This window comes from Mesoplasma chauliocola (assembly GCF_002290085.1).
GTDB classification, from domain to species: Bacteria; Bacillota_I; Bacilli_A; order Mycoplasmatales; family Mycoplasmataceae; genus Mesoplasma; species Mesoplasma chauliocola.
In genome coordinates this window covers 522002-546426 of the sequence record NZ_CP023173.1, presented here as the reverse complement: position 1 = coordinate 546426, position 24425 = coordinate 522002, and the positions used below count along the sequence as shown (strand labels likewise).

Annotated in this window: 22 protein-coding genes and 1 riboswitch; all 22 genes read left to right on the top strand. The window is 26.9% G+C overall.

Going from position 1 to position 24425, the window contains the following annotated elements; all coding sequences use genetic code 4:
* The first annotated feature begins 142 nt into the window (after window positions 1-142).
* The 22 genes from CK556_RS02415 (at window position 143) to CK556_RS02315 (ending at window position 24384) form a co-directional block, all read left to right on the top strand.
* Window positions 143-496 (top strand): hypothetical protein, encoded by a 354-nt coding sequence (locus tag CK556_RS02415; protein ID WP_156923130.1) that lies wholly within the window; start codon window positions 143-145, stop codon window positions 494-496.
* Window positions 497-513: 17 nt separating this feature from the next.
* Window positions 514-684, top strand: a complete 171-nt coding sequence (locus tag CK556_RS03885; protein WP_156923131.1) for a hypothetical protein — start codon at window positions 514-516, stop codon at window positions 682-684.
* Window positions 685-1015: 331 nt separating this feature from the next.
* Window positions 1016-1243: a hypothetical protein gene (locus CK556_RS02410; protein ID WP_156923132.1), complete on the top strand. Its 228-nt coding sequence runs from the start codon at window positions 1016-1018 to the stop codon at window positions 1241-1243.
* Between the two features lie 2 nt (window positions 1244-1245).
* Window positions 1246-1968: an ATP-binding cassette domain-containing protein gene (locus CK556_RS02405; RefSeq protein ID WP_027875627.1), complete on the top strand. Its 723-nt coding sequence runs from the start codon at window positions 1246-1248 to the stop codon at window positions 1966-1968.
* Complete coding sequence (locus CK556_RS02400) at window positions 1968-3491, top strand: hypothetical protein (protein WP_027875628.1); 1524 nt, start codon at window positions 1968-1970, stop codon at window positions 3489-3491. The genes CK556_RS02405 and CK556_RS02400 overlap by 1 nt, the downstream gene beginning before the upstream one ends.
* A 1149-nt stretch (window positions 3492-4640) precedes the next feature.
* Complete coding sequence (locus CK556_RS02395) at window positions 4641-5156, top strand: hypothetical protein (RefSeq protein WP_169728211.1); 516 nt, start codon at window positions 4641-4643, stop codon at window positions 5154-5156.
* A gap of 1 nt (window position 5157) precedes the next feature.
* Window positions 5158-5550, top strand: a complete 393-nt coding sequence (locus CK556_RS02390; protein ID WP_027875630.1) for a hypothetical protein — start codon at window positions 5158-5160, stop codon at window positions 5548-5550.
* Window positions 5551-5655: 105 nt separating this feature from the next.
* On the top strand, window positions 5656-6204 hold the full coding sequence (ruvA, locus tag CK556_RS02385; RefSeq protein WP_027875631.1) for a Holliday junction branch migration protein RuvA: 549 nt from the start codon (window positions 5656-5658) through the stop codon (window positions 6202-6204).
* Entirely contained in the window at window positions 6197-7153 is a 957-nt protein-coding gene (ruvB, locus tag CK556_RS02380; RefSeq protein ID WP_027875632.1) for a Holliday junction branch migration DNA helicase RuvB, read from the top strand. The genes ruvA and ruvB overlap by 8 nt, the downstream gene beginning before the upstream one ends.
* A gap of 54 nt (window positions 7154-7207) precedes the next feature.
* Window positions 7208-8074 carry a thymidylate synthase gene (locus CK556_RS02375; RefSeq protein ID WP_027875633.1) on the top strand — a complete coding sequence of 289 codons (867 nt, stop codon included), beginning with the start codon at window positions 7208-7210 and terminating at the stop codon, window positions 8072-8074.
* A gap of 113 nt (window positions 8075-8187) precedes the next feature.
* Complete coding sequence (locus CK556_RS02370) at window positions 8188-10323, top strand: ATP-dependent Clp protease ATP-binding subunit (protein WP_051412763.1); 2136 nt, start codon at window positions 8188-8190, stop codon at window positions 10321-10323.
* 54 nt (window positions 10324-10377) lie between these two features.
* Window positions 10378-11406 carry a heat-inducible transcriptional repressor HrcA gene (hrcA, locus tag CK556_RS02365; protein WP_027875634.1) on the top strand — a complete coding sequence of 343 codons (1029 nt, stop codon included), beginning with the start codon at window positions 10378-10380 and terminating at the stop codon, window positions 11404-11406.
* Window positions 11399-11959 carry a nucleotide exchange factor GrpE gene (locus CK556_RS02360; RefSeq protein WP_051412764.1) on the top strand — a complete coding sequence of 187 codons (561 nt, stop codon included), beginning with the start codon at window positions 11399-11401 and terminating at the stop codon, window positions 11957-11959. The genes hrcA and CK556_RS02360 overlap by 8 nt, the downstream gene beginning before the upstream one ends.
* A 22-nt stretch (window positions 11960-11981) precedes the next feature.
* Complete coding sequence (gene dnaK, locus CK556_RS02355) at window positions 11982-13772, top strand: molecular chaperone DnaK (RefSeq protein ID WP_027875636.1); 1791 nt, start codon at window positions 11982-11984, stop codon at window positions 13770-13772.
* Window positions 13773-13819: 47 nt separating this feature from the next.
* A complete protein-coding gene (gene dnaJ, locus CK556_RS02350) occupies window positions 13820-14941 on the top strand; it encodes a molecular chaperone DnaJ (RefSeq protein WP_027875637.1) in 1122 nt (373 codons plus the stop codon).
* Between the two features lie 67 nt (window positions 14942-15008).
* Window positions 15009-15103: riboswitch (purine riboswitch) on the top strand.
* 88 nt (window positions 15104-15191) lie between these two features.
* Complete coding sequence (locus tag CK556_RS02345) at window positions 15192-16742, top strand: NCS2 family permease (protein ID WP_051412765.1); 1551 nt, start codon at window positions 15192-15194, stop codon at window positions 16740-16742.
* 71 nt (window positions 16743-16813) lie between these two features.
* Window positions 16814-17938, top strand: a complete 1125-nt coding sequence (mnmA, locus tag CK556_RS02340) for a tRNA 2-thiouridine(34) synthase MnmA (RefSeq protein WP_027875639.1) — start codon at window positions 16814-16816, stop codon at window positions 17936-17938.
* A 55-nt stretch (window positions 17939-17993) separates the two neighbouring features.
* Complete coding sequence (locus tag CK556_RS02335; RefSeq protein ID WP_027875640.1) at window positions 17994-18611, top strand: hypothetical protein; 618 nt, start codon at window positions 17994-17996, stop codon at window positions 18609-18611.
* A gap of 93 nt (window positions 18612-18704) precedes the next feature.
* A complete protein-coding gene (locus CK556_RS02330; RefSeq protein ID WP_084545417.1) occupies window positions 18705-20681 on the top strand; it encodes an ABC transporter ATP-binding protein in 1977 nt (658 codons plus the stop codon).
* A gap of 131 nt (window positions 20682-20812) precedes the next feature.
* Entirely contained in the window at window positions 20813-22933 is a 2121-nt protein-coding gene (locus tag CK556_RS02325) for a DUF2779 domain-containing protein (RefSeq protein WP_027875642.1), read from the top strand.
* Window positions 22926-23870 carry a methionyl-tRNA formyltransferase gene (fmt, locus tag CK556_RS02320; protein WP_027875643.1) on the top strand — a complete coding sequence of 315 codons (945 nt, stop codon included), beginning with the start codon at window positions 22926-22928 and terminating at the stop codon, window positions 23868-23870. The genes CK556_RS02325 and fmt overlap by 8 nt, the downstream gene beginning before the upstream one ends.
* Complete coding sequence (locus CK556_RS02315) at window positions 23863-24384, top strand: ECF transporter S component family protein (RefSeq protein WP_027875644.1); 522 nt, start codon at window positions 23863-23865, stop codon at window positions 24382-24384. The genes fmt and CK556_RS02315 overlap by 8 nt, the downstream gene beginning before the upstream one ends.
* Window positions 24385-24425 lie beyond the last annotated feature (41 nt).

Genomic DNA, 24425 nt, shown 5'->3' with positions numbered 1-24425 from the left:
AATAGTATTTTATGATACATCTATAATTTGACTTTAAATTTTGTTGATATTTAAACATTTTATTTTTATAAAATAATCAAATATAATAAAGGCAGGGTAGGCATAAAGTTATGAAAAATAAAAAACATTTTTAAATTTTATTATGTTTGTAAGCTTGATATTTGGTAGTTATACAACTATGGGTTTTACACATTTAAAAAAGGCCGACCAAAAAATACATAAAATAGAAAAAAGTATAAAATTAGGAGAAAACAACAATCAAAAATATGATGTCAAAGAATTAACTTTTTTAGGTAAAAATTATGGAAGTGAATATCGAGTTTTTTTGGATTATACAAATGATAATAATTTATCATATAGACCTAACGCAATAGATTACTTGATAGGCAAGGGAAGTAAAGATACATGATATGAGCACTTTGTAAATGGTATTACAATAAATACAACAGATTATGCAACTTCTAAAAGTGATTTCTTAAAGAAATATGCAGTTTAAATGTTTAATTTGAATACATGTTTAATTTTTGAAATACTTGATACGGTTGAACTGATCCAAAAGGAAAAGAAAGCGAATATAGTTCATGAGTTTATAGTTATAAATTAAATGGTTATAACTATAAACAAAATACTTTACAGAAAACCGATGAATCCCATTCATCAAATGAACGAGCAAGAGTTATTTAAATGAAGAATGAAACGGTAATAAATTAACAATTAAACTTTATTTAGGTGTTTGATATAACTGAGCATGAGGTAGAACTGTCCATAATGCTTCGCTAGCACAAATTGAAAAAGATACTTATACATTTATTGAAACTAATCAAGAAAACTTAAAGCTGAAATATTAACAAAGAACTCAAATTTTCATATTCATTCAAAAAGCAATGTTTCAGGTATAAATAATATAGATGATGGAATATCTAAAAAATGAAAAGTTGGTTTAAGAACATTAAAACATCAATTTTTCACTGGTAGCACAATTGTAGGTAATACAATGTATATCTTGGTAATTAACGTGTTTTGATTTCCGATTTCATTATTCAATGTTGACACAAGTTTAAATTTAGTTGGTTTTAGAATCAATATAGAAGTTAATTCATATTTCAATGGAACTACTCATCATTTTGAATATAAAAATAATTTAGGAGGAAAAGAACAAACTAATAAAGTAGTAATACCATCATTTTTTGCTAATACTTATATGATTGGTGCAACAACTGCAAGTTATGTTTATAGTAAATAATAATGATTACAATAAAAAATATAGAAAAATCCTTTAATAATAAGAAAGTATTAAAAGATGTTTCATTTGAACTAAAAGAAGGAAAGTGTTATGGTTTATTTGGTAACAATGGAGCTGGTAAAACAACATTAACAAAAATCATTTTCAATGAATTAAAAGCTAGTTCAGGTGAAATTAATTTAAGCGGCAAACAACAAAGAGGCATTGATTTTTCAAATTGATACTTTTTTGTAGAAAATAATGAATTGCCAGCAACAATTTCAGTAATAACGTATATAGAACTACAAGCTAATGTTAAAAATATTAGCAATTCAAAAATTAAAAAAGCAATTGAGAAATTCAAACCAATTTTAGATATTGAATCAATCAAAAATATGTTGATTAAAAATATTTCAGCAGGACAAAAGAAATTAGTTTCACTATTTGTAATGTTTTTGGTTAAACCAAAGTATATTTTCTTTGATGAACCAACAGCTAATTTAGATATTAAAAATAAAGATTTAATTTTAGATTTTATAAAAACAAGTATGACACATGATTCTATTTTTGTTGTGATAACACATTTAATTCAAGAGGTTTCTTCAATTGTTGATCATATTATAATTTTAGACTCAGGAATGATAACTTATGATGATGTTTATGATAAAAAAAGTGATATTAAAAAAATATTCAAGGAACATACAAAAGAAGAAATAACAGCTAAACAAGTATTGGAGAGTAGTTAATGAAACATCAAAGTCAAATGTTAAAAATTTTAGTTAATCAATGAATTATTTTTAAAAGTCAAAAAACTAATTTTGCAATTTTATTAATTAATATATTCTTAGTTTTAATGTTAAATTTAATTGGTGTATTTATACTTCAATCAAAAGAGTTATCAGTTTCTTCAAGGTATGTATTCATTAATCTATTTATTGTTATTAACTCAGTCCTTATATTAATTAGTTGCGCTTATTTTACGATCAATATTTTACATCAGCAAATAACTAATATGATATATAAAGTAGAAATGAAAATGGGTTATTCAGTTAATTTAATGTATTGAATAAGAATAATAAGCATTATGGGATTAATGTTTTCTGTATTTGTTGTTAACCTATTAATTTCAAGTTTATTTTTTTCAATAGTTAATATAAAAATGACTAATGATATTTTGGTTTACCGACTTTATATATCAGCTTATGGTTGATATGCAATTTGAATATTCTTAGTTATGTTTATTTGTATTATATTTTCGCTTATTTTTAAAAAAGATTCATTAATGATAATGAGCAGTATTTTATTAAGTATTCTATTAATAATTAGTGCTGTATTTTCACCATCAATAATTAAACATATGTCCCCAGCATTCAGCAGCTTATCTGGAGCTAATCGATTTGCTTTGAAAAATGTTTATTCGCATGATTTAAATAAGCAAGTTGAATCTAATGAATTATTAACTGATATTCAACAAAGAGTAAAAAATAATTCAAAAGTGAGAGATAGTAATGAAATAGTTAGTGGGTATAAATATTGAGTAGAAATCTATCCTACTTTTAATGATCATTTACTAGAAGAAATAACTAATAATATAGAATTAATTTATAAGGATGTTACGTTAATTGAATGAGATAATATTTTTAATGATGCTTATTCTGAAAACTTATTTAATTTAAATGCTAGAAAAGTAGTTAAGTATGCTTTAGATAATAATGAAATAGAAGAACATGACATAATATTTGAATTTGTTCTAAATAATGTTAATAATTTGGCATACTATAAAAATTTATCAATAGTTTATAAAGCAAATGACCCTTCAACTCCAGATGATAGAGAACGATATGAAATTATTAAGCAACTATATAATCCAGCTGAGTTTTTGTTTACAAGAATAATGATGGAAACAATATTAAATTCATATAGTAATTTAGATAGCTATAATGTTATTGGGATTGAATATGATGTGTTTAAAGAAAATAAAAAACAAACTTTTAAAAATTGAATTAATCCATTTAATCATTTCAATTTGATGTTTAATTCAGTTAATTACAAAAATGATGTATTAATGAATTTTGTTTCTTCAGAACAATTGTTTTTAGGTAGTAATTATAATTTAAAAGTAATAGCTTCAAATAAAGAAGACAACAGTACGTGAAAACTAAAAAGAAGTGTGCCTGTTGAAGTTTTATATATCGGTTATACTATTTTTATGATATTAATTTTAGTAGGGCTATCTTATAAATTCAAAGTAAAAGTTTATGAAAATTAAAATGCTTAATACTGGGAGAAATAAAATAAACACTCCTGAAAAAAGAAAAGTATATTTTATTTCTCGCAGTTTATAAAGGTAGTGTTTTTTAATTTATAAACAATAAATTTGGCAAGTTAATTAGAATTACTTGCTTTTTTTGTAGACTTCATTATAAGCGTACTTTATATACCACTAAAGTGATTAATATAAAAAAAACGATATCATTATTTTTTGTAGCTCTTAGCGCTATAACTTTATCTACAACATTAGCTGTAAGCTGGCTTCGAAAAAACAAGAAAATAAGTGTAAAAACATTCAAGTAAAAGCTAATGAAATTCAAACTATTTAGATACTAGAAAAAACTCTATGTAAAATAAAAATGATTTAGAGGATGCAATAGTTAATGCTAAAATATATTCAATAGTTTGAATAAAAGTTGAACTAGAACCATCTAATTATTCAGCTGAATTTAAAGAATATAAGGACATTTGAATTTTTACAGGTAGTGGAACAAAAACAAATAGTTTTAAATACCATGGTTGAATTGAATTAACTCATATTTGAAATGAAAGAATAGATACAACAAAAGAAATTAGTGAAGTTAAAAATGAACTACAAAATATTCTATATCAAAAGAATAAAACAGCATGAACACCATAATTAATTCAAGATCAAATTATAGATTCTAATATTGATATGGCTGGTGGGATCACTATTAAAAAATAGTAATTTAAACTACTCACTTAACGAGACAAAGCATGAAGATAGATACAAATTTATCGGAAATGGAAGAAACTCAAATCATTTAAATATTATGGTGAAATTACTCTAACTCATACTTAAATTGAAAAGAAAGATGCAACAAAACCTATTTCATCAATTGAGGGAAAACTAATTGATGAAGATGGTGGGATTACAGTTAAAAAAATAAGAGCTGAAGTAATAGATGAAAAAACATAGTTGACTTTCTAATTCTTCAAATTCTAATAAATGAAATGAAAATAAAAAACCTATTTTTCTACTGTAACCATGTTTGAATACTTTTATAAAAATAACAAGAATTGAAAGGAAATAGAATAATTGTAAAATAATTTTAAAAATAGAATGCTAGGTTAAACTAGTGTTTTTTATTTATAGACACTATAGTGTTATTTTTTTGTTAAAATAATGAAAGATATTGGAGGAGCAAGCATGGAAGCATTTTTAATAATTTTTTTTATAGTGATTGGGATAGGTTTAACATATTATGGTGCTGAATTGTGTTTTAAGGGCAATTCTTGAGGATTTTTGGCAGGTTTTGTTGGAAGCGCAATAATAGGCATTATAATTTGCTTTGTTATGTATGAAAAAGGGAAAAATAACAATTCACAAGATGAGACCCAAGTTGTCAAAACTCAAAAAGAAGAAACTCACTCTTCTAATTTTGTTTCCATTCAAAATATTGAATATGCTCTTCTGAAAGAATTGAAAAACGAATTAGAGAAATTAAATGCTAAGTTGTCTTTTCAAAATACAAAACTTAAATTAAAGAATCAATTAATTAATGAACAAACTTCAACTGAAAATGCAGATAATGAAAGTTTGAAAAATGAAATTAAACAATTGAAAGAAGAAATCAAAATTACTAAAATTGAAATCAAAACTTGCAAAAATAAAATTAATTTCTTAGAAGGCGAAGAATAATATGCCAACATGAGCCATAGTTCTTATCTATATTTGATCATATCTATTCCTCTTAATTTTTTCTGCTGGGTTAAGCTTTTTAGCTATAAAAAAATGCAGACAAGGAAAACAATCAGGTATATGGATAGGCTTAATAGCAACAATATTTGTCTTGCCTCTTTTAGGAGTTATTCCCTTTTGAATTTCTTATAACAAAAATTCAAAAAATAAGACAAAGCCAGTTTCAAATAATAAGCAAGAGTCAAATTTGTTAGTTATTAATTTAAAACGAATAGAATTAGAAGAAAAACTTGAAGCAATAAACAAAAATTTAAAAAACAAAACTCTTGTAGATAAGTTTTATAAAGAGATTGCAATTTTGGAAAAAGAAATTGAAGATTTACTAAAGGCATAAGTAAAATTTGAAAAATGAAGCAATTTAATAGCTTCATTTTTTTTATAAAAAATTTCATTTATAACTTTTTTTATTTTTTGCTTAATAACAATATGAGGTGAAAATATGAAGGATTATTTAATTTGTGATATTAAGTCAATTGATGATAATTATTTATATGTGGAGCATCAAAATATAGGAGAATATTTCCTATATTTGACTAAGGAAAAATATTTTAATCAAAGTAATTTGAAATTATATATTGCTGATCATAATACTGAATTTGAAAAAGTTGAAATAGCTTTCAAATTAAGAGATGAAAGAAATCTGTTTAAGGAATTAGTAAAAATTAAAACTGTTGGTTTGAAAACTGCATTTTACATATTAAATAATTTTTCATTTGATGAATTTTTATTGATTATTGAAGAATACGATGTTGATAAATTAGCTAAACTAAAAAGTATTGGTGGCTACACAGCAAAATTAATTATTGATGAATTACAAAAATATTTTTTTAAAAACAAAATAACTCAAAAGAAAGAAAAAATAATTACATCATTGGTTAAACTTGGTTTTTCCTATAAAGCAATAATGCCCAAAATAGCAAAAGTTGATAATAATTTATCTGTTGAAGAAATAACACAAATAGTTATGGAGCAAATTGGTAATGAGTAACGATTTTAGACCCAATAGTTGAAATGAGTATATAGGGCAAGAAAAAATTATTAAAAATTTGAAAATATATATTGAAGCAGCAGTAAAACAAAATAGAGTTTTAGATCCTATTATTTTTTCTGGACCTAGTGGAATGGGAAAAACAAGTCTTGCTTATTTATTAAGCAAAATTTTAAAAACAAAGATTCACATTGTAAATGGACCTAGTTTGCAAAAACCTAGTGATTTGATTTCAATATTAACTAGTATTAAAGAAAAACAAATTCTTTTTATTGATGAAATACATTCAGTTAGTAAAGAAATCATGGAAGTACTCTATCCTGTTTTAGAAGAAAACAAACTTAGTATTATTATTGGAAAAGAATATAACTCAAAAATTGTAAACATAAAATTGCCCAACTTTAGTATTATTACAGCAACTACAGAAATCAATAGATTGCCTTTTCCATTTTTAAATCGCTTTCCTATTCAATTTGAGCTTGAAGGATATAATCAACAAGACTTAATAAAAATAATTACAAACACTTTTAAAAAACTTAATGATATAACAATCGAAACAAAAGAAGCTGAGGTTATTGCTAGATATTCTAAGTTAGTTCCGAGAGTTGCAAATAATTTAGTAAAACGAATTTATGATTTTTTAATTACTGAAAAAATTAAAGATTTATCAGAAAAAAGTCTAGAGTATGTCTTTAATCAAATGGGGTTGTATGAATTTGGATTAAATGAAAAGGATATTGATTATTTAAAAGCGTTGAAAGAAAATATTACTTTAAGTTTAGATAGTTTGGCGCAAATTATAAATGTTCCAAGTCAAACAATTTTAAATAATATTGAACCAATATTTTTAAAAGAGAAATTAATAATTAAAACTGGGAGAGGAAGACAAATTACCAACAGAGGTAAAGACTATTTGGAAAAAAATAAAAAAACAATATATTTAAGTTAGAAAATTCTTAAATTTTAAAATATAATGTTTACATTGAAATAAGGAGATCTATTTATGAAACAATACATTGAATTAGTAAATGAAATATTAAGGGATGGGGAAAAAAGAGAAGATAGAACAAACACAGGAACCATTTCTAAATTTGGAGTACAAAAAAGATATGATTTACGTGAAGGATTTCCCCTATTAACAACTAAGAAAGTATTTTATAAAGCTATCTTTCATGAAATGTTGTGATTCATTAAAGGCGATACAAATATTAAATATCTTGTAGATAATAATGTAAAAATTTGAAATGAATGACCATATGATAATTTTAGAAAATCTTCTGAATTTAATAATGAGACTTTACAAGAATTTGTTGAACAATTAAAAAATAATAATGAATTTTGTGCAAAGTGAGGAGATCTAGGACCTGTTTATGGAAAACAATGAAGAGATTTTGGCGGAGTTGATCAATTTGCTAAATTAATTAATGATATTAAAAAGAATCCTTATTCAAGAAGACATATTGTTTCAGCGTGAAATCCTACTGAAGTTGATAATATGTTATTGCCTCCATGTCATTCTTTTTGACAAGTTTATGTATCTAAGGATGGGTGGTTAGATTTACAACTTTATCAAAGAAGCGGAGATGTATTTTTGGGCGTTCCATTTAACATTGCTTCTTATGCTCTTCTAATGGAGTTAATTGCAAAAGAATGCGGATTAAAAGCAAGATACTTTATTCACACAATTGGTGATGCACATATTTATTTAAACCATTTAGATCAAATAAATGAACAGTTAAAAAGAGAAACATTACCGTTATGTAAAATTAAAATTAATTCAAATGCTTCAATCTTTGATATTAAGTTTGAAGACATCGAAATCATTGACTATCAAAGTCATGCAAAAATAACAGGAGAAGTTGCAGTTTAGCTTCTTCTTTTTTACTAGTTTAATAATTAGCACTCTACTATTGACTTTGCTAAAATTATGTATTAATATATTTACAAACCTATAAAATGGTTTTTTAAAAGGAGGAAATTATTGTGGAATTTCAACAAAAAGGCGAAGAAGTAAACGCATTGGAAAAATATACTCGTGATTTAACACAAGCTGCTAAAGACGGGAAAATTGATCCCATAATTGGGAGAGAAGAAGAAATTTTAAGGGTAATAAGAATACTTTCAAGAAAAACAAAAAATAATCCAGTTTTAATTGGTGAACCTGGAGTTGGTAAAACAGCTGTTGTTGAAGGATTAGCGCAAAGAATTGTTAAAGGTGATGTTCCTTCAATTTTAAAAGGTAAGAGAATCCTAGAATTAGACATGGGTAGTTTAATGGCTGGAGCTATGTATCTTGGAGATTATGAGTCAAGAGTAAAAGCAATTGTAAATGAAATTAAAAAATCAGAAGGACAAATAATTTTATTTATTGATGAACTTCATTTAATTGTTGGCGCTGGTAAAACTGGTGGTGGAAGTGGAATGGATGTTTCTAACTTATTAAAACCAGCCCTTGCAAGAGGAGAATTAAAAGCAATTGGTGCTACAACTTTAAAAGAATACCGTGAATATATTGAAAAAGATTCTGCTCTTGAAAGAAGATTTCAAAGAGTTATGGTGGAAGAACCAAGTGTTGAACAAACAATTTCTATTCTAAGAGGTCTAAAAGAAAGATTTGAAACTTATCATGGAGTTAGAATTCATGATAATGCAATTGTTAGTGCTGCTAACCTGTCAAATAGATATATAACTGATAGATTCTTGCCTGATAAAGCAATTGATTTAATTGATGAGGCATCTTCAACTATTAAAACTGAATTAGCAAGTGTACCTACTGAACTAGATCAAGTAAATAGAAAAGTGATGCAATTAGAAATTGAGAAGAGTGCTCTTTCAAAAGAGAAAGATGAAAAGTCTAAAGAAAGACTGGCAGAAGCAATTAATGAATTAGAAAAACAAAAAGTAATTCAAGAAAGATTGCAAAATGAATGAAGTAAACAAAAATCAGAATTAGAGAAAATAAATGCTTTAAAATCAACAATTGAAAATCTGAGAAAAGAATTAGAAATAGCACAAAATGAAGGAAATTATAAACGAGCTGGGGAAATACAATATTCATTACTACCAAGTCTTGAAAAACAATTATCTGAATCAGAAAGAAATAATCGTGAAACCTTAGTTAGTGAAGAAGTTACTGAAAAAGATGTTGCTGAAATAGTTGCTAAATGAACCGGTATTCCTGTTGACAGATTGGTTGAATCAGAAAAAGTTAAATTATTGGAACTTGAAAAAATATTGGAACAAAGAGTTAAAGGGCAAAATGAAGCCATTGAAGTTGTTTCACAAGCTATATTAAGAAGTAGAAGTGGAATTAAAGATCCAAATAAACCAATTGGTTCATTCTTATTTTTGGGTCCAACTGGTGTTGGTAAAACTGAGATAGCAAGAAGCCTAGCTGATATTTTATTTAACTCAAGTAAAAAGATGGTAAGAATAGACATGAGTGAATATATGGAAAAACATAGTGTTTCAAAATTAATAGGTTCGCCTCCTGGTTATGTTGGATATGAAGAGGGTGGAAGATTAACTGAAGCTGTTAGAAGAAATCCATATTCAATTGTTTTATTTGACGAAATAGAAAAAGCACACCCCGATGTATTCAATATTTTATTACAAGTATTGGATGAAGGACGAATTACAGATTCTTTAGGAAAAACAATTGACTTTAAAAACACAATCATTATTTTGACGTCAAATTTAGGAAGCGAATACATACTGCAAAATGGTTCAATTTCTCAAGAAAGTAAAACAGCTATTCAAGTAGAATTACTTAAACATTTCAAACCTGAGTTCTTAAATAGAATTGATAATGTAGTTATTTTTAATCCATTATCAAAAGAAAACATTGCTGAAATTGTAGACAAGGAACTAAATGTTCTATCTGCAAGATTGGAAAGCGATAAAAATTTCTTCTTAACATTTGACTTGAAAGCAAAAAATAAAATTATAGAAGAGGCATATGACCCGCAATTTGGGGCAAGACCAATTAAAAGATATATTGAAAAAAACATTGAGACATTACTAGCACAAAATATTATTTCTGGTGATATGCAAGAGGGAACAAGATATACAATTACTGTTGAAAATAACCAATTTGCGTTATCAAAAATTAGAAATTAAAAAAATAAGTAGCAATCTAACCAATAGAGTGCTAAAATATTGTTAGGTGATCAAATGTTAAGCGAAAGACAAGCAAAAATTTTAAAAGTAATAGTTTCAGAATATATTAAAACTAACCAAGCAGTTAGTTCAAAAAGAATTCAGGAATTGTTAGATATAAAAATATCAAGTGCAACAATTAGAAGTGATTCAGCAGCACTTGAAGAACTAAATTATTTAGAGAAACAGCACACGTCATCTGGAAGAGTTCCTTCAACAAAGGGCTATAGATATTATGTTGATCACTTAATGGAATTTGATGATTATAATGAAAGCTTGAAAGAAAACTTAAAAGTGATTTTATTTCAACGTGGAACAAAAATTGAAAATGTTTTAGAACAAGCAAGTCAAATAATTAGTGAAATGACTAAAATGACTGCAATTGTGACAAAACAAAACTTAAATAGTGAATTAATGGTTAAAAAAATTGATTTAATTCCTTTATCAGAAACAATGGCATCAGTAATTTTCATTCTTTCAAACGGAGAAATGCAAAATCAATTGTTTAACTTAAATGATATATCATTATCTGATTTATCAATATCAATAAAGATCTTTTCAGATTGTCTAGTTGATACTCCGGTTAAAGAAATCGAAAGCAATATATTACTTATAAAACCAAATTTACAAAAAACAGTTAAAAACTATGATTTGATTTTAGAAACATTTATGACAAACATATTACAAAATAAGGAATCTAAAAAAGAAATTGTAGGAATGAAAAATATGTTAGAAAATCCAGAATTTAATGATACTGAAAAATTAAAGAAAGTAATTAATATTATGGAAAACATGTCACCATTTGATTGATTTGATGTAAGTTACGTTTCAAATCAAAAGATGATTCAAATAAGTACAAAAATAGGTGAAGAAATTTCTGAAGATTTAAGTGATATTTCAATTGTTGAAACAGCAATTAAAACAGAACAAGGTTCAACTATGTTAACACTAGTTGGCCCTAAAAGAGTTGATTATTCTCAAGCTAATCAATTAATTAACTTGATTGTAGAAATTATAAATGGAGATGATCATAAAAATGAATAACGAGAAAGATTTAAAAAGAGAAGAAACAGTAACAACTGAAGAAAATACAAGTGAAGCTCAAGTTGTTAAAAAAGAAAAAAAGGATTATAAAAAAATAATTCAAGGTCTAGAAAAGCAATTGTCTGATTGTGAAAAAGAAATTGAATTCCAAAAAGGTTTGAGAAATGCAGATATTGCAAATCTTACTAAAAAAAGAAATGAGCAAGAAGCTTTAGTTAAAAAATATGGCGCTAGTAATTTAGCAGAAGATTTAATTAAGCCAATTGATTTATTGAAAAAAGTAGTAAGTACACCTACTGAAAGTCCAGAAGTTCAGAATTATTTAATGGGATTTAAAATGATAATGAGTCAAATTGAAAATGCTTTTGAAACTAATGGTATTAAAGCAATGTGTGTTAAAGTTGGGGATGAATTTGATTCTAATTTTCATGAAGCAAATGAGTCTTTAGAAGATAGCGGAATGGAATCAAACAAGATAGTATCTGTTATATCAGATGGATACATGATTCATGATCGAGTGTTAATTCACGCGATTGTTAAAGTAGCAAAATAAGATTAGAGGAGAAAATAAAATTATGGCAAAAGAAAAAATTATAGGAATAGACTTAGGTACAACAAACTCAGTTGTTTCAATTATGGAAGGTGGACAACCAATTATTTTGGAAAATCCAGAAGGACAAAGAACTACACCTTCTGTAGTAGCATTTAAAAACGAAGATATTATTGTTGGTGGAGCTGCAAAACGTCAAGCAGTTACAAATCCAAATGTTGTTATCTCAGTTAAATCAAAAATGGGAACTAATGAAAAAATTAAAATAAACAATAAAGACTTCACACCAGAACAGATTTCAGCAGAAATTTTAAGATATATGAAAAAATACGCTGAAGATAAAATTGGTGAAAAAATTACTAAAGCAGTTATTACAGTCCCTGCTTACTTCAATGACTCACAACGTAAAGCAACTAAGGATGCAGGTAAAATTGCAGGATTAGATGTTGAAAGAATTATTAATGAACCAACAGCTGCTGCTTTAGCATATGGTTTAGAGAAAAAAGATAAAGAAGAAAAAGTTCTAGTGTATGACTTAGGGGGAGGAACTTTTGACGTTTCTATCTTAGAATTAGCTGATGGAACTTTTGAAGTATTATCAACAAGTGGAGACAATAAACTTGGAGGAGATAACTTTGACTCAAAAATTATTGACTGATTACTTGAAAAAATTAAATCAGAAAGTGGTGTTGATTTAAAAAATGACAAAATGGCATTGCAAAGATTAAAAGATGAAGCTGAAAAAGCAAAAATCAACTTATCAAGCCAATTAGAAGTTGAAATCAACTTACCATTTATTGCAATGAATGAAAGTGGACCAGTTTCATTTGCAACACAATTTTCAAGAACTGAATTTGACAGAATAACAAAGGATTTAGTAGATAGAACTTCTAAACCAGTTAAAGATGCATTACAAGCAGCTAAATTAAGTCCAAGCGATATTGATGAAGTTTTATTAGTTGGGGGATCAACAAGAATTCCAGCAGTTCAAAAAATTGTTAAAGAATTATTAGGTAAAGAACCAAACCGTTCAATTAACCCAGATGAAGTTGTAGCTATGGGAGCTGCAATCCAAGGTGGGGTTTTAGCTGGAGATGTTACTGACGTTTTATTATTAGATGTTACACCATTATCATTGGGAATCGAAACTATGGGTGGAGTTATGACTAAATTAATAGATAGAAACACAACTATTCCAACTGAAAAATCACAAATATTCTCAACAGCAGTTGATAATCAACCAGCAGTTGATATTAATGTATTGCAAGGTGAAAGACCAATGGCTGCTGATAACAAATCTTTAGGTCAATTCCAATTAACAGGAATTAAACCAGCTCCAAAAGGAACACCTCAAATTGAAGTTACATTTAAGATTGACGTTAATGGTATTGTTAGTGTTATTGCAAAAGATAAAGCAACTAATGAAGAAAAATCAATTACAATTAGCAATTCAGGAACTTTAAGCGATGCTGAAATTGAAAAAATGATAAAAGAAGCTGAAGCAAATGCTGAAGCTGATGAATTAAAGAAAAAAAATATTGAACTAAAACATAAAGCTGAAAGTTATGTTTCAATTCTTGAATCAGGATTAAACCAAGAAGGACAAGAAGTTCCTCAAGAGCAAAAAGAACAAGCTGAAAAAATGATTTCTGAAGTTAAAGAATTAATTGAAAAAGAAGATTATGAGGCTTTAGAAGCAAAAGTTAATGAATTAGAACAAATGATTCAAATGGCTAGTCAATTCGCTCAGGCACAAGCAGGAGCACAACCTGAAGCAGAAGAAATTAATGATTCAGAAGATATTGATAAGCAATAATTTTAAAAACTAACAAATGTTAGTTTTATTTTTTAAAGGAAAAAAACATGGCAAAAAAAGATTATTATGAAGTTTTAGGTGTTTCTAAAACAGCTACAGAACAAGAAATAAAAAGTGCTTACAGAAAACTTGCCAAGAAGTATCATCCAGATGTAAATAAGGAAAATGGTGCTGAGGAAAAGTTTAAAGAAGTAAATGAAGCTGCAAGTATTTTGTTAGATGCTGATAAAAGAGCTAAGTATGATCAATTTGGTCATGCAGCTTTTGATGGAAGTTCAGGATTTGGTGGATCTGGTTTTGGTGGATTTGAAGACTTTTTCTCAAACATGGGTGGTGGAATGGACTTTGGTGACATTTTCTCAGATTTATTTGGTGGAGGTAGTCGTCGTTCATCAAGAAGAGGGCCATCAAAAGGACAAGATGTTGGAGTCGAAGTTAGACTTACATTTAGAGAGTTTGTTTTTGGAGTAACTAAAAAGGTCAATTTAAATTTAATTAAAAATTGTGAAAGATGTAATGGAGTTGGAGCAGAAAATCCTAATGATGTTAATATTTGTACTAGATGTAATGGTGCAGGTCAAATTATTGTTAATAAACAAATGGGTCCATTCCAAGTTCAAAATCAAATCACTTGTGATAGATGTAATGGTGTAGGTAAAGAATTTAAAAATAAATGTAAATCATGTCATGGTAAAGGTATTGAACATAAACGAGAACAAGTGGAACTTGAATTACCAAGAGGAGCTAGACTTGGACAACAATTTGTTTTAAGAGGAAAAGGTCACGCTTCTTTAGAAGGCGGAATGCCTGGTGATTTATATGTTACTATTGATGTACTTGAAAATGATGTATTTGAATTAATAAACAATTCAGATGATTTAATTATGAATTATAATATTTCTTATATAGATGCGATCCTAGGTAATGAGATATTAATTAAAACTTTAGATGGTGATGTAAGGCTAAAAGTTCCTAAAGGTGTTCATTCAGGCCAAATTATTAAAGTTCACAATAAAGGATTATTTAAAAATCAGAGCTCTGATAAACGTGGTGATTTATTAATTAGAGTTAATATTTCAGTTCCATCTTCTGTTTCAAAAGAAGAGAAAAAATTACTAAAAGAAATTGAAGAATTATCAAACTATAAACCTAAAAATAATATTGAATAAAATCAACAATCATTTAAAGTTGATTTTTTTATTTAAAAATTTATTTATTTTGTATAAAATCATTTTGTATAAAATGAATATGAAAACTTGTATAATCCTTCATATTGGGAAGGAGTCTCTACCTAACACCTATGTTAGATTATGAGTTTTATAGTTTTCACCATGCGCATTTTTGTCGTATAGTGAAAACTATTTTTTATTTTTTGCTGAGTTCTTCATTGGAATTTTATACATAGAAAGAATAGGCAAAATGGATAATAAAAAAACGAAGAAGATTCAAGTAGAGAATGAATCTGAATTATTTCTAAATGAAACTCCAGAGCAAACAGCTCAGAGAAACAAGGAGGCTTTCGTATTCAGCAACAATAAAGCCATCCGTTCAATTGAAAAGTACTTTAAATTTGATACTTTGGGTGCAATTATGAAAAAAGAAATTATTGGAGGACTAACAACTTTTTTAGCATTGATTTATATTCTAACAGTTAACCCTTCAATAGTTTCAGGAATGACAAGTATCAATACTCCAGAAGGATTAACTGGTGAAGCCTTAAATCCTTATAAAATGAATGAATTTGGTATTTTCTTTGCTACAGCATTGGTATCAGGTATTTGCTGTATTTTAATGGGACTATTTGCAAACATTCCTGTTGCAATGTCAACATCAATGGGTATGAATGCATTGGTAACTTATAACATTGGAGGTCCTTTAGGATTCGAAGGAGCAATGATTGTAACAATGTTATCATCAATAGTTTTTGTAACAGTTTCATTGACGCCACTAAGATCATTAATTGTTAAATCAATTCCAAAAGGAGTTGTATTAGCAATTGGGATTGGGATTGGGTTATTTATATCTTATGTTGGAATAGCAGGCATGGGATGACTTGGGCAAGACAGTTCAGGAATACCAGTCGCTAAGTTAGGGATATTGAGAGAAAATTACTTACCTATCTTATTGGGATCAATAACTTTACTAATAATTTTATTTTTAGCATTTAAAAAAGTTCCAGGAGCTGTTGCATTAGCAATTTTGATTATGTTTATAATTACTTTAATATTAGCATCTACAATTCCAAGTGATTCACAAGCAACAAAAATGTTGCAAGCAGCAAATCTAAAAAAATGAGATGGATGAAAATATGATTTTAATGGTTTTGCTTTAAATTGAACTTCAACATTTAAAGCATTTGCAAATACAAAGATTTGAACATCACCAATAACTTACATTTCAATTTTTGTTGTTATGCTAATTAATTTCTTTGATGCTACTGGCACAATGGCAGCATTTACGCATCAATTAGATCAAAAAACAAATCAACATAAAGAAATTAGTCAAAAAGCATTAATTGTTGATTCAATGGGAACTATGATGGCATCTGTTACAGGAACAACACCATTAGGAGTTTTTGCAGAGTCAGCAGCAGGGATTGAACAAGGTGCAAAAACAGGTTTAGCAGCTCTAGTAAATGGTATATTATTCTTGTTAGCCATTGTTTTATTCCCAATTTTCAAATTGATTCCTCAACCAATAACAAGTGCAGCTTGTGTATTTATAGGAATTATGATGATTAAAGAAGCAGCACATGTTGAATGAGAAAAACCAGAATTCTTGGTACCTACTTTCTTATCAATTTTATTTATGATAGCAACTTATGAAATAGCAAATGGTGTTGCAATGGCATTCATTTCATATTCATTTATGATGATGGTTACAGGAAAAGCAAAACAGGTTCACCCTGCAGTTTACTTCTTATCAGTATTATTTGTAGTTTATTTCATAGCATTTGCGTTCATACAATAGATTGAATTAAACAAAAAAAATGATAAAATTAAATTACTCGTTTGAGTAATTTTTTTGTTTAAGGAGGAGCTATGAAAAAGAAAGTAATCGTTGGTTTAAGTGGTGGAGTTGATTCATCAGTTGCTGCTTATTTATTAATACAAAAAGGTTATGAAGTTGAAGGGTTATTTATGCGTAACTGAGATTCATCAGCAAATAATGATATTTTAGGTAACCAAGAAATAAATAATGATGTTTGTCCTCAAGAACAAGATTACTTAGATGCTTTAGAAGTAGCAAACAAATTAGGCATTAAATTACACAGAATTGACTTTGTTCAAGAATATTGAGAGTATGTTTTTGAATACTTTATTAAAGAGTATAAAAAAGGAAGAACTCCTAATCCAGATATACTATGTAATAAATATATTAAATTTGATAAGTTTTTAAATCATGCTATTAACAATCTTAAAGCTGATTTTATTGCAATGGGACACTATGCTGGAATTAGATTCAATGAATTAACTAATCAACATGAAATGATTCGAGCTGCTGATACAAATAAAGATCAAACATATTTCTTGTGTCAATTAACTCAATTTCAATTATCTAAAACTTTATTTCCATTACAAAGTTTAGAAAAACCAGAAATCAGAAAAATAGCAAGTGAAGTTGGCTTAATAACAGCTGAAAAAAAAGATTCAACAGGAATTTGTTTTATTGGAGAAAGAGAATTTACAAAATTCTTACAAAACTATATTTCAAATCAACCAGGTGATATTGTTGATATCAAAACAAATAAAGTTGTAGGAAAACATATTGGAGCAATGTATTACACAATTGGACAAAGAAAAGGCCTAAATCTTGGTGGAATGAAAGAACCTTATTATGTAGCTGATAAAGATATAGATAAGAAAATAATTTATGTTTGTCCAGCTAGTGATGAAAGCTATTTATTGTCAACTAGTGCAACAGTTAATGAAATTAATTGAGCATTAGATTTAAGTAAATATGTTTCTAATTTAAATGAATTCGAATGTACAGCTAAATTTAGATACAGACAACCAGATGTTAAAGTTAAAATGACAAAAATTAAAGAAAGCGAATATAAAGTAAAATATGATGCTGTTGTAAAAGCAGTAACTCCAGGTCAAGAAGCAGTGTTTTATTTAAATGACATTTGTTTAGGTGGGGGAATTATTGACATAGTGGAATAATTTTCTAAAAAATAATTTATAATATTAAAGGAAACAAAAAAAGGATGACATTTATATGGGTAATAGTGCAGGATTAATAATTCTTTTAGTTATGTTAGTTGTTGTTGTAGGATTTGTAATCATTACAACAATTACTGGAAAAAAAGCAGCTAAAAAAGAAAAAGAACAAAGATATAAAGCAGTTAGAAATGAAATAAAAGCATTTTTAGCTAAAACAGACAACAGAAAAAATATTAGAGTTGAATTTGAAAAAGTTTATTCAAGAAAAGGACCAGAATATAAATACCGTGATGTATTTGATGTAGTTGTTGAATTAATTGAACCTAAGACTCAAAAAGCAATTGAAAGAAGAGCATATGAAGTTGAGGGTATAACAACTAAAATTGATAAAAAAAATTATGCAACTAAATGAGTTGTCAATACAATCTTGGATTTAAGCGAAACTGAACAAAGAATTGCAATTGGTCAAAAAGAGATTAAATTAACTAAAGAAGAAAGAAATGCAATTAGAAAATCAGAACGTATTAAAGAAAAAGAATTAGCTAAAATTGAAAAAGAAGAAATCAAAAAGATTCGTGCAGAGGCTAAAGAAAATAAAAAGAACCCAGTTATTCAAAAAACAACTGAGCATAAAGAAAAATTTGTTCCTATTCGTAGTAAAAAAGGAAATTAAAGTTCATTGATAATAATATTTAATAGTGATAGAATTATTAGAATTTAAAGTAGCTTTTTAATAAAGTTACTTTTTTATTAAAAAGGTGGAAATATGAAACAAAAAGAATACAAAATTTTAAATGATGAATATATTAAAGAATCTAAAACTTTAAATACTAAACTAAAAAATAAACAAATAACACAAGAAGAACATGATGAACAATATAACAAAATCATTGAAAAGGATAAAACATGAGCTAAAACTCGTGGAAGTTTTTTCTCAATGATTCGAACATATTTTAAGTATGAATGAAAATTATCATCAATAATTATTTTTCTAACAATTATTTCAGTAGTATCATCTGTATTAATACCTTTATTAACAAGACAAATGACAATGGACATATCTGACAAAATAGCTCAACAGGTTGCAATAGCAGAAGGAACTACACATATTAAGGATCCAGATTTTTGAGGTCTTCATTGACAAACAACTCTAGGAATAGCAATGGGAATAGTTTTACTTAGTGCCTTTGTTTCTTTTTTATCACAATATTTTTCAGTTTTACTTTCAAAAAGAATTGAAATAGATTTGAGAAATAAATCACTAGAAGCTTTAGTTAGACAAGATATATCATATTATTCAGATAAAAAAATTGGTGAAATCATAACTAAGGTTATTTCTGATACACAAATAGTTGGTGATCAATCAGCGCAAGTTCCTGTAACTTTAATAAGTGCATTTTTTACAATCATTGGTGCATCAATAATGATGTTTATTTTTGAACCTACATTAGCAGCTTCAGTTTTAGGAATGTTTTTTGTAGTATTACTATTAATGTTGATTTCATTTGGTTTCACAAAAAAACATATTACAAAAGTTCGTGAAGTTATCACAGATATTAATGGGAATGTTACTGATAGAATTTCAACTGTTAGATTAATAAAAGCAACAGGTACAGAAAATTATGAAACTGAACATTTTAACCAATTACATAGAGAATATTATGTTGAATCAACTAAACTTGCTAAAGTTCAAGCGTTAATGATAACAATTCTATTTTCTGGAATTAGTTTTATTCAATTTATTTCAATTGGAGTAGCAATGTTAAAATATGGAAATGATGAAGCACTAAAAAGCGGAGCAAGTTTAGTATTTTTTATGGGTACATTTGCTTCATTCACTTTAGCTCAAGGAATAATGGTTGGGCCATTATTCCAAGTTGTTATGTCAGCTGTTGGAATAGCGCAAGCTTCTGTATCAGCTCAACGTATTGAAGGAACTATCAAAGCTACATCAATTATGAATCCACATTATAATGATGGTGTTGAAGTTAAATCAATTGATGGCGACATAGTATTTAAACAAGTTAGCTTTGCTTATCCTGAAAAACCATCAAAACAAATCTTACCTAAATTTAATTTTACTTTTGAAAAAGGTAAATCATATGCATTTGTTGGTGAGACTGGAAGTGGTAAATCTACAATATCTAGATTATTACTAAGATTTTATGATCCAACTGAAGGTGAAATTATAATTAATGATAAGGTAAATTTAAAAGACGTAAAGTTATCAAGTTATTTAAATCATGTTGGATATGTCGAACAAGATCCTCAAATTCTTTATGGTGATGTTTTTGAAAATGTTAAGTATGGTAGATTCAATGCAACTAACGAGGAAGTTATCGAAGCATGTAAGAAAGCTGAGTTACATGATTTAATTATGACTTGACCAGAAGGTTATCAAACAATTCTTGGAGAACGTGGTTTTATGCTATCTGGTGGTCAAAAACAAAGAATGATTATTGCTAGAATGTTTTTAAAAGACCCACAAGTTTTAATCTTGGATGAAGCCACAAGTGCTTTAGATAATATTGTTGAAAAAGAAATTCAAGAAAAACTTGAAGTGTTAATGGTTGGAAGAACAACAATTTCAATTGCTCACCGTTTATCAACAATTAAAAATGCTGATCAAATTATTGTTTTAGGAAAAGATGGAATAGGAATTGTTCAAACTGGAACTTTCAATGATTTAAAAGCAAAACCAGGACATTTTCAAAATTTATACAAAGCTGGTTTAATGGATTAGTTTTAATTAATAAAAATGACAAACATTAATCATGCTTGTCATTTTTTTAATATATTTTCAATTTTAAAAAACATAGCAAAAACTTATTTAGTAAAATATAAAGTATAAGAAATAAATCAAGAAGGTCAAATATGAGTAATTTAATAACAAAAGTAAATAAAGAGACATTTAAAATGGCTATGAAAGAATGCATTAAAAAAGCATGAATATGAGATAACAAACAAAACTTTGCAAAAGCAGTTAAATGAAAAAAAGATAAGATTTTTGAATTAGACATTGATGGTAGTTTAGAAGATGAAAAAGAATTTTCAAAATCAGCAGAATCAATTGATTTATTTTCAGCATACTTAAATATGGATTCAATGGATGAAATTGAAAAAGAAGAATTTTTAGAACAATGAAATAATGCATGAGAATCTGAAACAGGATTTGACCCTGAGTTATTTGCTGGTGAAACAATTGAAGATGGAAATGCTTTTGGTTCAAAGGTAAAAGAATACTTTAATATGGTAAATATTTTAGCTAATGAAAAAAGAAAAATTAAAAAGCAAACAGCTGATTTAGAAGAATACAAATTTGTTGAAGCAGAAATTAAAACAAAAGAATTATTAGCATCAAATAATTATGAATATATTTATGAAGCAGCATTTAGCTTTGATGAAGAAAAAATTAGAACAAGATGTGATGTTTTAAAAATTAAAGAAAATAAACATGTAGAAATAATTGAAGCTAAAGCAACAACAAAAGTAAAAGCAGAACATTTTTTTGACTTAATGTACCAAGTATACGTTTTAGAAAAATGTGGTTTTATTGTTGATGATATTTGCATTGCAAAAATTAATTCTGATTACATTATGAATTCTGATTTAGTTATTACTGAGAAAACATTTGGTCATCAAGCAAAAAAATTTATTGCAAATTTAGGAAAAATTACTTATGAAGAAATTAAAGATTTTGTTAATAGTGATTTTACAGTTGAATATGACAAAGAACCAATTGAAGTTGATTTAATGAAATTAGTTCAATTGGACTATTTAACATATGGAACAGACAAAAAAAGAGTAACACTAAAACAAGATTTAAAAGATTTTAAAGAAAATTTTAATTTAGATGAAATCTTCATGAATATTTCTAAATATTTAGCAATTGGAAAAGAAGAAAATGAAATTCCTGAATTTATGCATAATAAAAAATGTACATTAAGTTTTAAAAAAAATAAAAAGCTTGGTTGAAATTATGCAATGAACTATTCAAATTATGATGATTGTTTTCATGTTATGAATTGATTTGATAAAAATGAACCAGGTTTCTGACATATAACAGGATTTCCTCGTGCAAATAAATCTCATGTAATCAGAAATTCTAAATCACCTTACTTCAAAGATTATGAAAGTATTTTTGAACAAAGTGTAGTCTTAGATGCTAAAGGTCAATCATTTTTTGAAAAAAATCATACTGCTAAAAGGCTATTTGAAGTTTATAACTTGAAAAAACAATATCCTAATGATGAAACAAAATGAAGGGTAATTGATTTCGATAATATTGAATTTATTAATGAATTTTTAAATACATATAAGAAGTTCCCAATTTATATGTATGATTTTGAAACAGCAAAATGAGCAATACCAAGATTTAATTTAGTTAATACTTATTATCAAACTCCATTTCAATACTCAATTGATGTTATTGTTGATGAAAATTATGATTACAAAAAACCAGAAACAATGCATCATTATAGTTTTTTAAGTAATCAACAAGAAACAGATCCAAGAATTAAATTTATGGAAAACTTTATTAAAGATTGTTTTAAACATGGACCAGGAATTTATGTAGCTTATAACAAAAGTTTTGAACAAGGTGTATTAAGAAAACTGGCAATGCTATTTCCAAAATACGCAAAACCTTTAGCGTATATAATTCAAAATACGGTTGATTTAATGGATTTTTTTAAAAGTGATAAAAATACAGGAAGACCTTCTTTCTTAATTTATCATCCAAACTTTAAAGGAAGTTTTTCAATCAAAAAAACCCAACCAAGTTTGGATCCAAACTTTTCATATAATGACTTAGTTATTAATAAAGGTGATAAAGCCAGCGAAACATTTAGAAAATTTGTTGATGGAAGAATTCCTCAAGCAGCATGAGATCTAAAAGTACAAGAAGGAATGTTAAAATATTGTGATAGAGATACTTTAGCAATGGTTGTTATATTAAAAAAAGTAAAAGAATTAGTGGAGGAACAAAATGGATAAAATAAAGGTTATATTCTGTGGAACTCCACAAATCGGAGCAAGTATTCTTGAAACTTTAATTAAAATGAAAAATGTGGAAGTCAAATTAGTTATTTCTCAACCAGATAGACCTGTTGGAAGAAAAAAAGAGTTAATGCCTACACCCGTTAAACAAGTAGCAATAAAAAATAATCTAAAAGTGATTCAACCAATTAAAATCTTAGAAGCTTTTGATGAAATTAGACAATATGAGTGTGATTTTATTGTAACTTGTGCATATGGGCAATTTGTGCCAACTAAAATTCTTGAATTACCAAAAATAGATTCAATCAATATTCATGGAAGTTTATTGCCAAAGTATCGTGGTGGTGCTCCAATTCAATATGCTATTAAAAATGGTGATTCTCAAACTGGAATTTCAATTATGAAAATGGTTAAGAAAATGGATGCTGGTGATTATTATATTCAAGAAGCAATAAAAATAACAGATGAAGATAATTCTGGAACAATGTTTGAAAAGTTAGCTGTACTTGGGCAAAAAATGATTAAAGAAAACTTAATTAAAATATATAATAATGAATTAGTACCAATTCCTCAAGTTGAAGAAGAAGTTACTTTTTCAAAAAATATTACAACAGAAGAAGAAAAAATTAATTGAAATGATTCAGCTATTAACATTTGAAATCACATTAGAAGTTTAGCACCAAGACCAATTGCACATACTTTTAAAGGTCAAGAAAGATATAAGATTGAAAAGGCAAAAGTTATTAATCAAAAAGTTATTAATCAAAAACCAGGAACAATTCTTGATATTAATAATGAAGGAATTATTGTGCAGACTTTAGATCAACAAATATTAATTTTATTAATTCAAAGAACAGGCAAAAAAATGATTGAAGCAAATAATTACAAGTTAAATAATCTAAATGATTTGAAGATAGGTGACTGTTTTGAATAAAAAAAGATGATCAATTAAATATATTTGTTTAATTAGTTTATTATCAGCGCTATTAGTAAGTTTATCATTAGTTACAATGTTTTTTACAACTGATTCTGTTGCTATTCAATTTACAACAGGGGTATATTTAGCATTTTGTTATTTTGTACCTGGCTATGGAATGTTAGTATCTGGAATTGTTTATGGTGCAATTATGGATCTAGCTTTAAACTCAATAATAACAATGGGGATAACAATAATTATAAATATACTAATGTTTTTATTTATGAAGTTTGGGTCTAAGATTCTAACAAAACATGGAGCAGCAATTTTAGCTAGTTGTTTAGTTTTTATTTATATTCCATTTTTATACTTTACTGTTTGAAATTCAGTAGAAATTGCAACAAGAAATACACTAGTTGTTAAAGAGGTTATAGTTGATGTTATTCAATTAAGTGTTTCAATAATTGTTTTTGAAGTTATGTATTTCACTTTAAACAAGACAAAACTAAATGAAAAACTTTCAAACTTTTAGCTTAAATGCTATAATTTATTTTGATTAAAACTTAAAAAAGA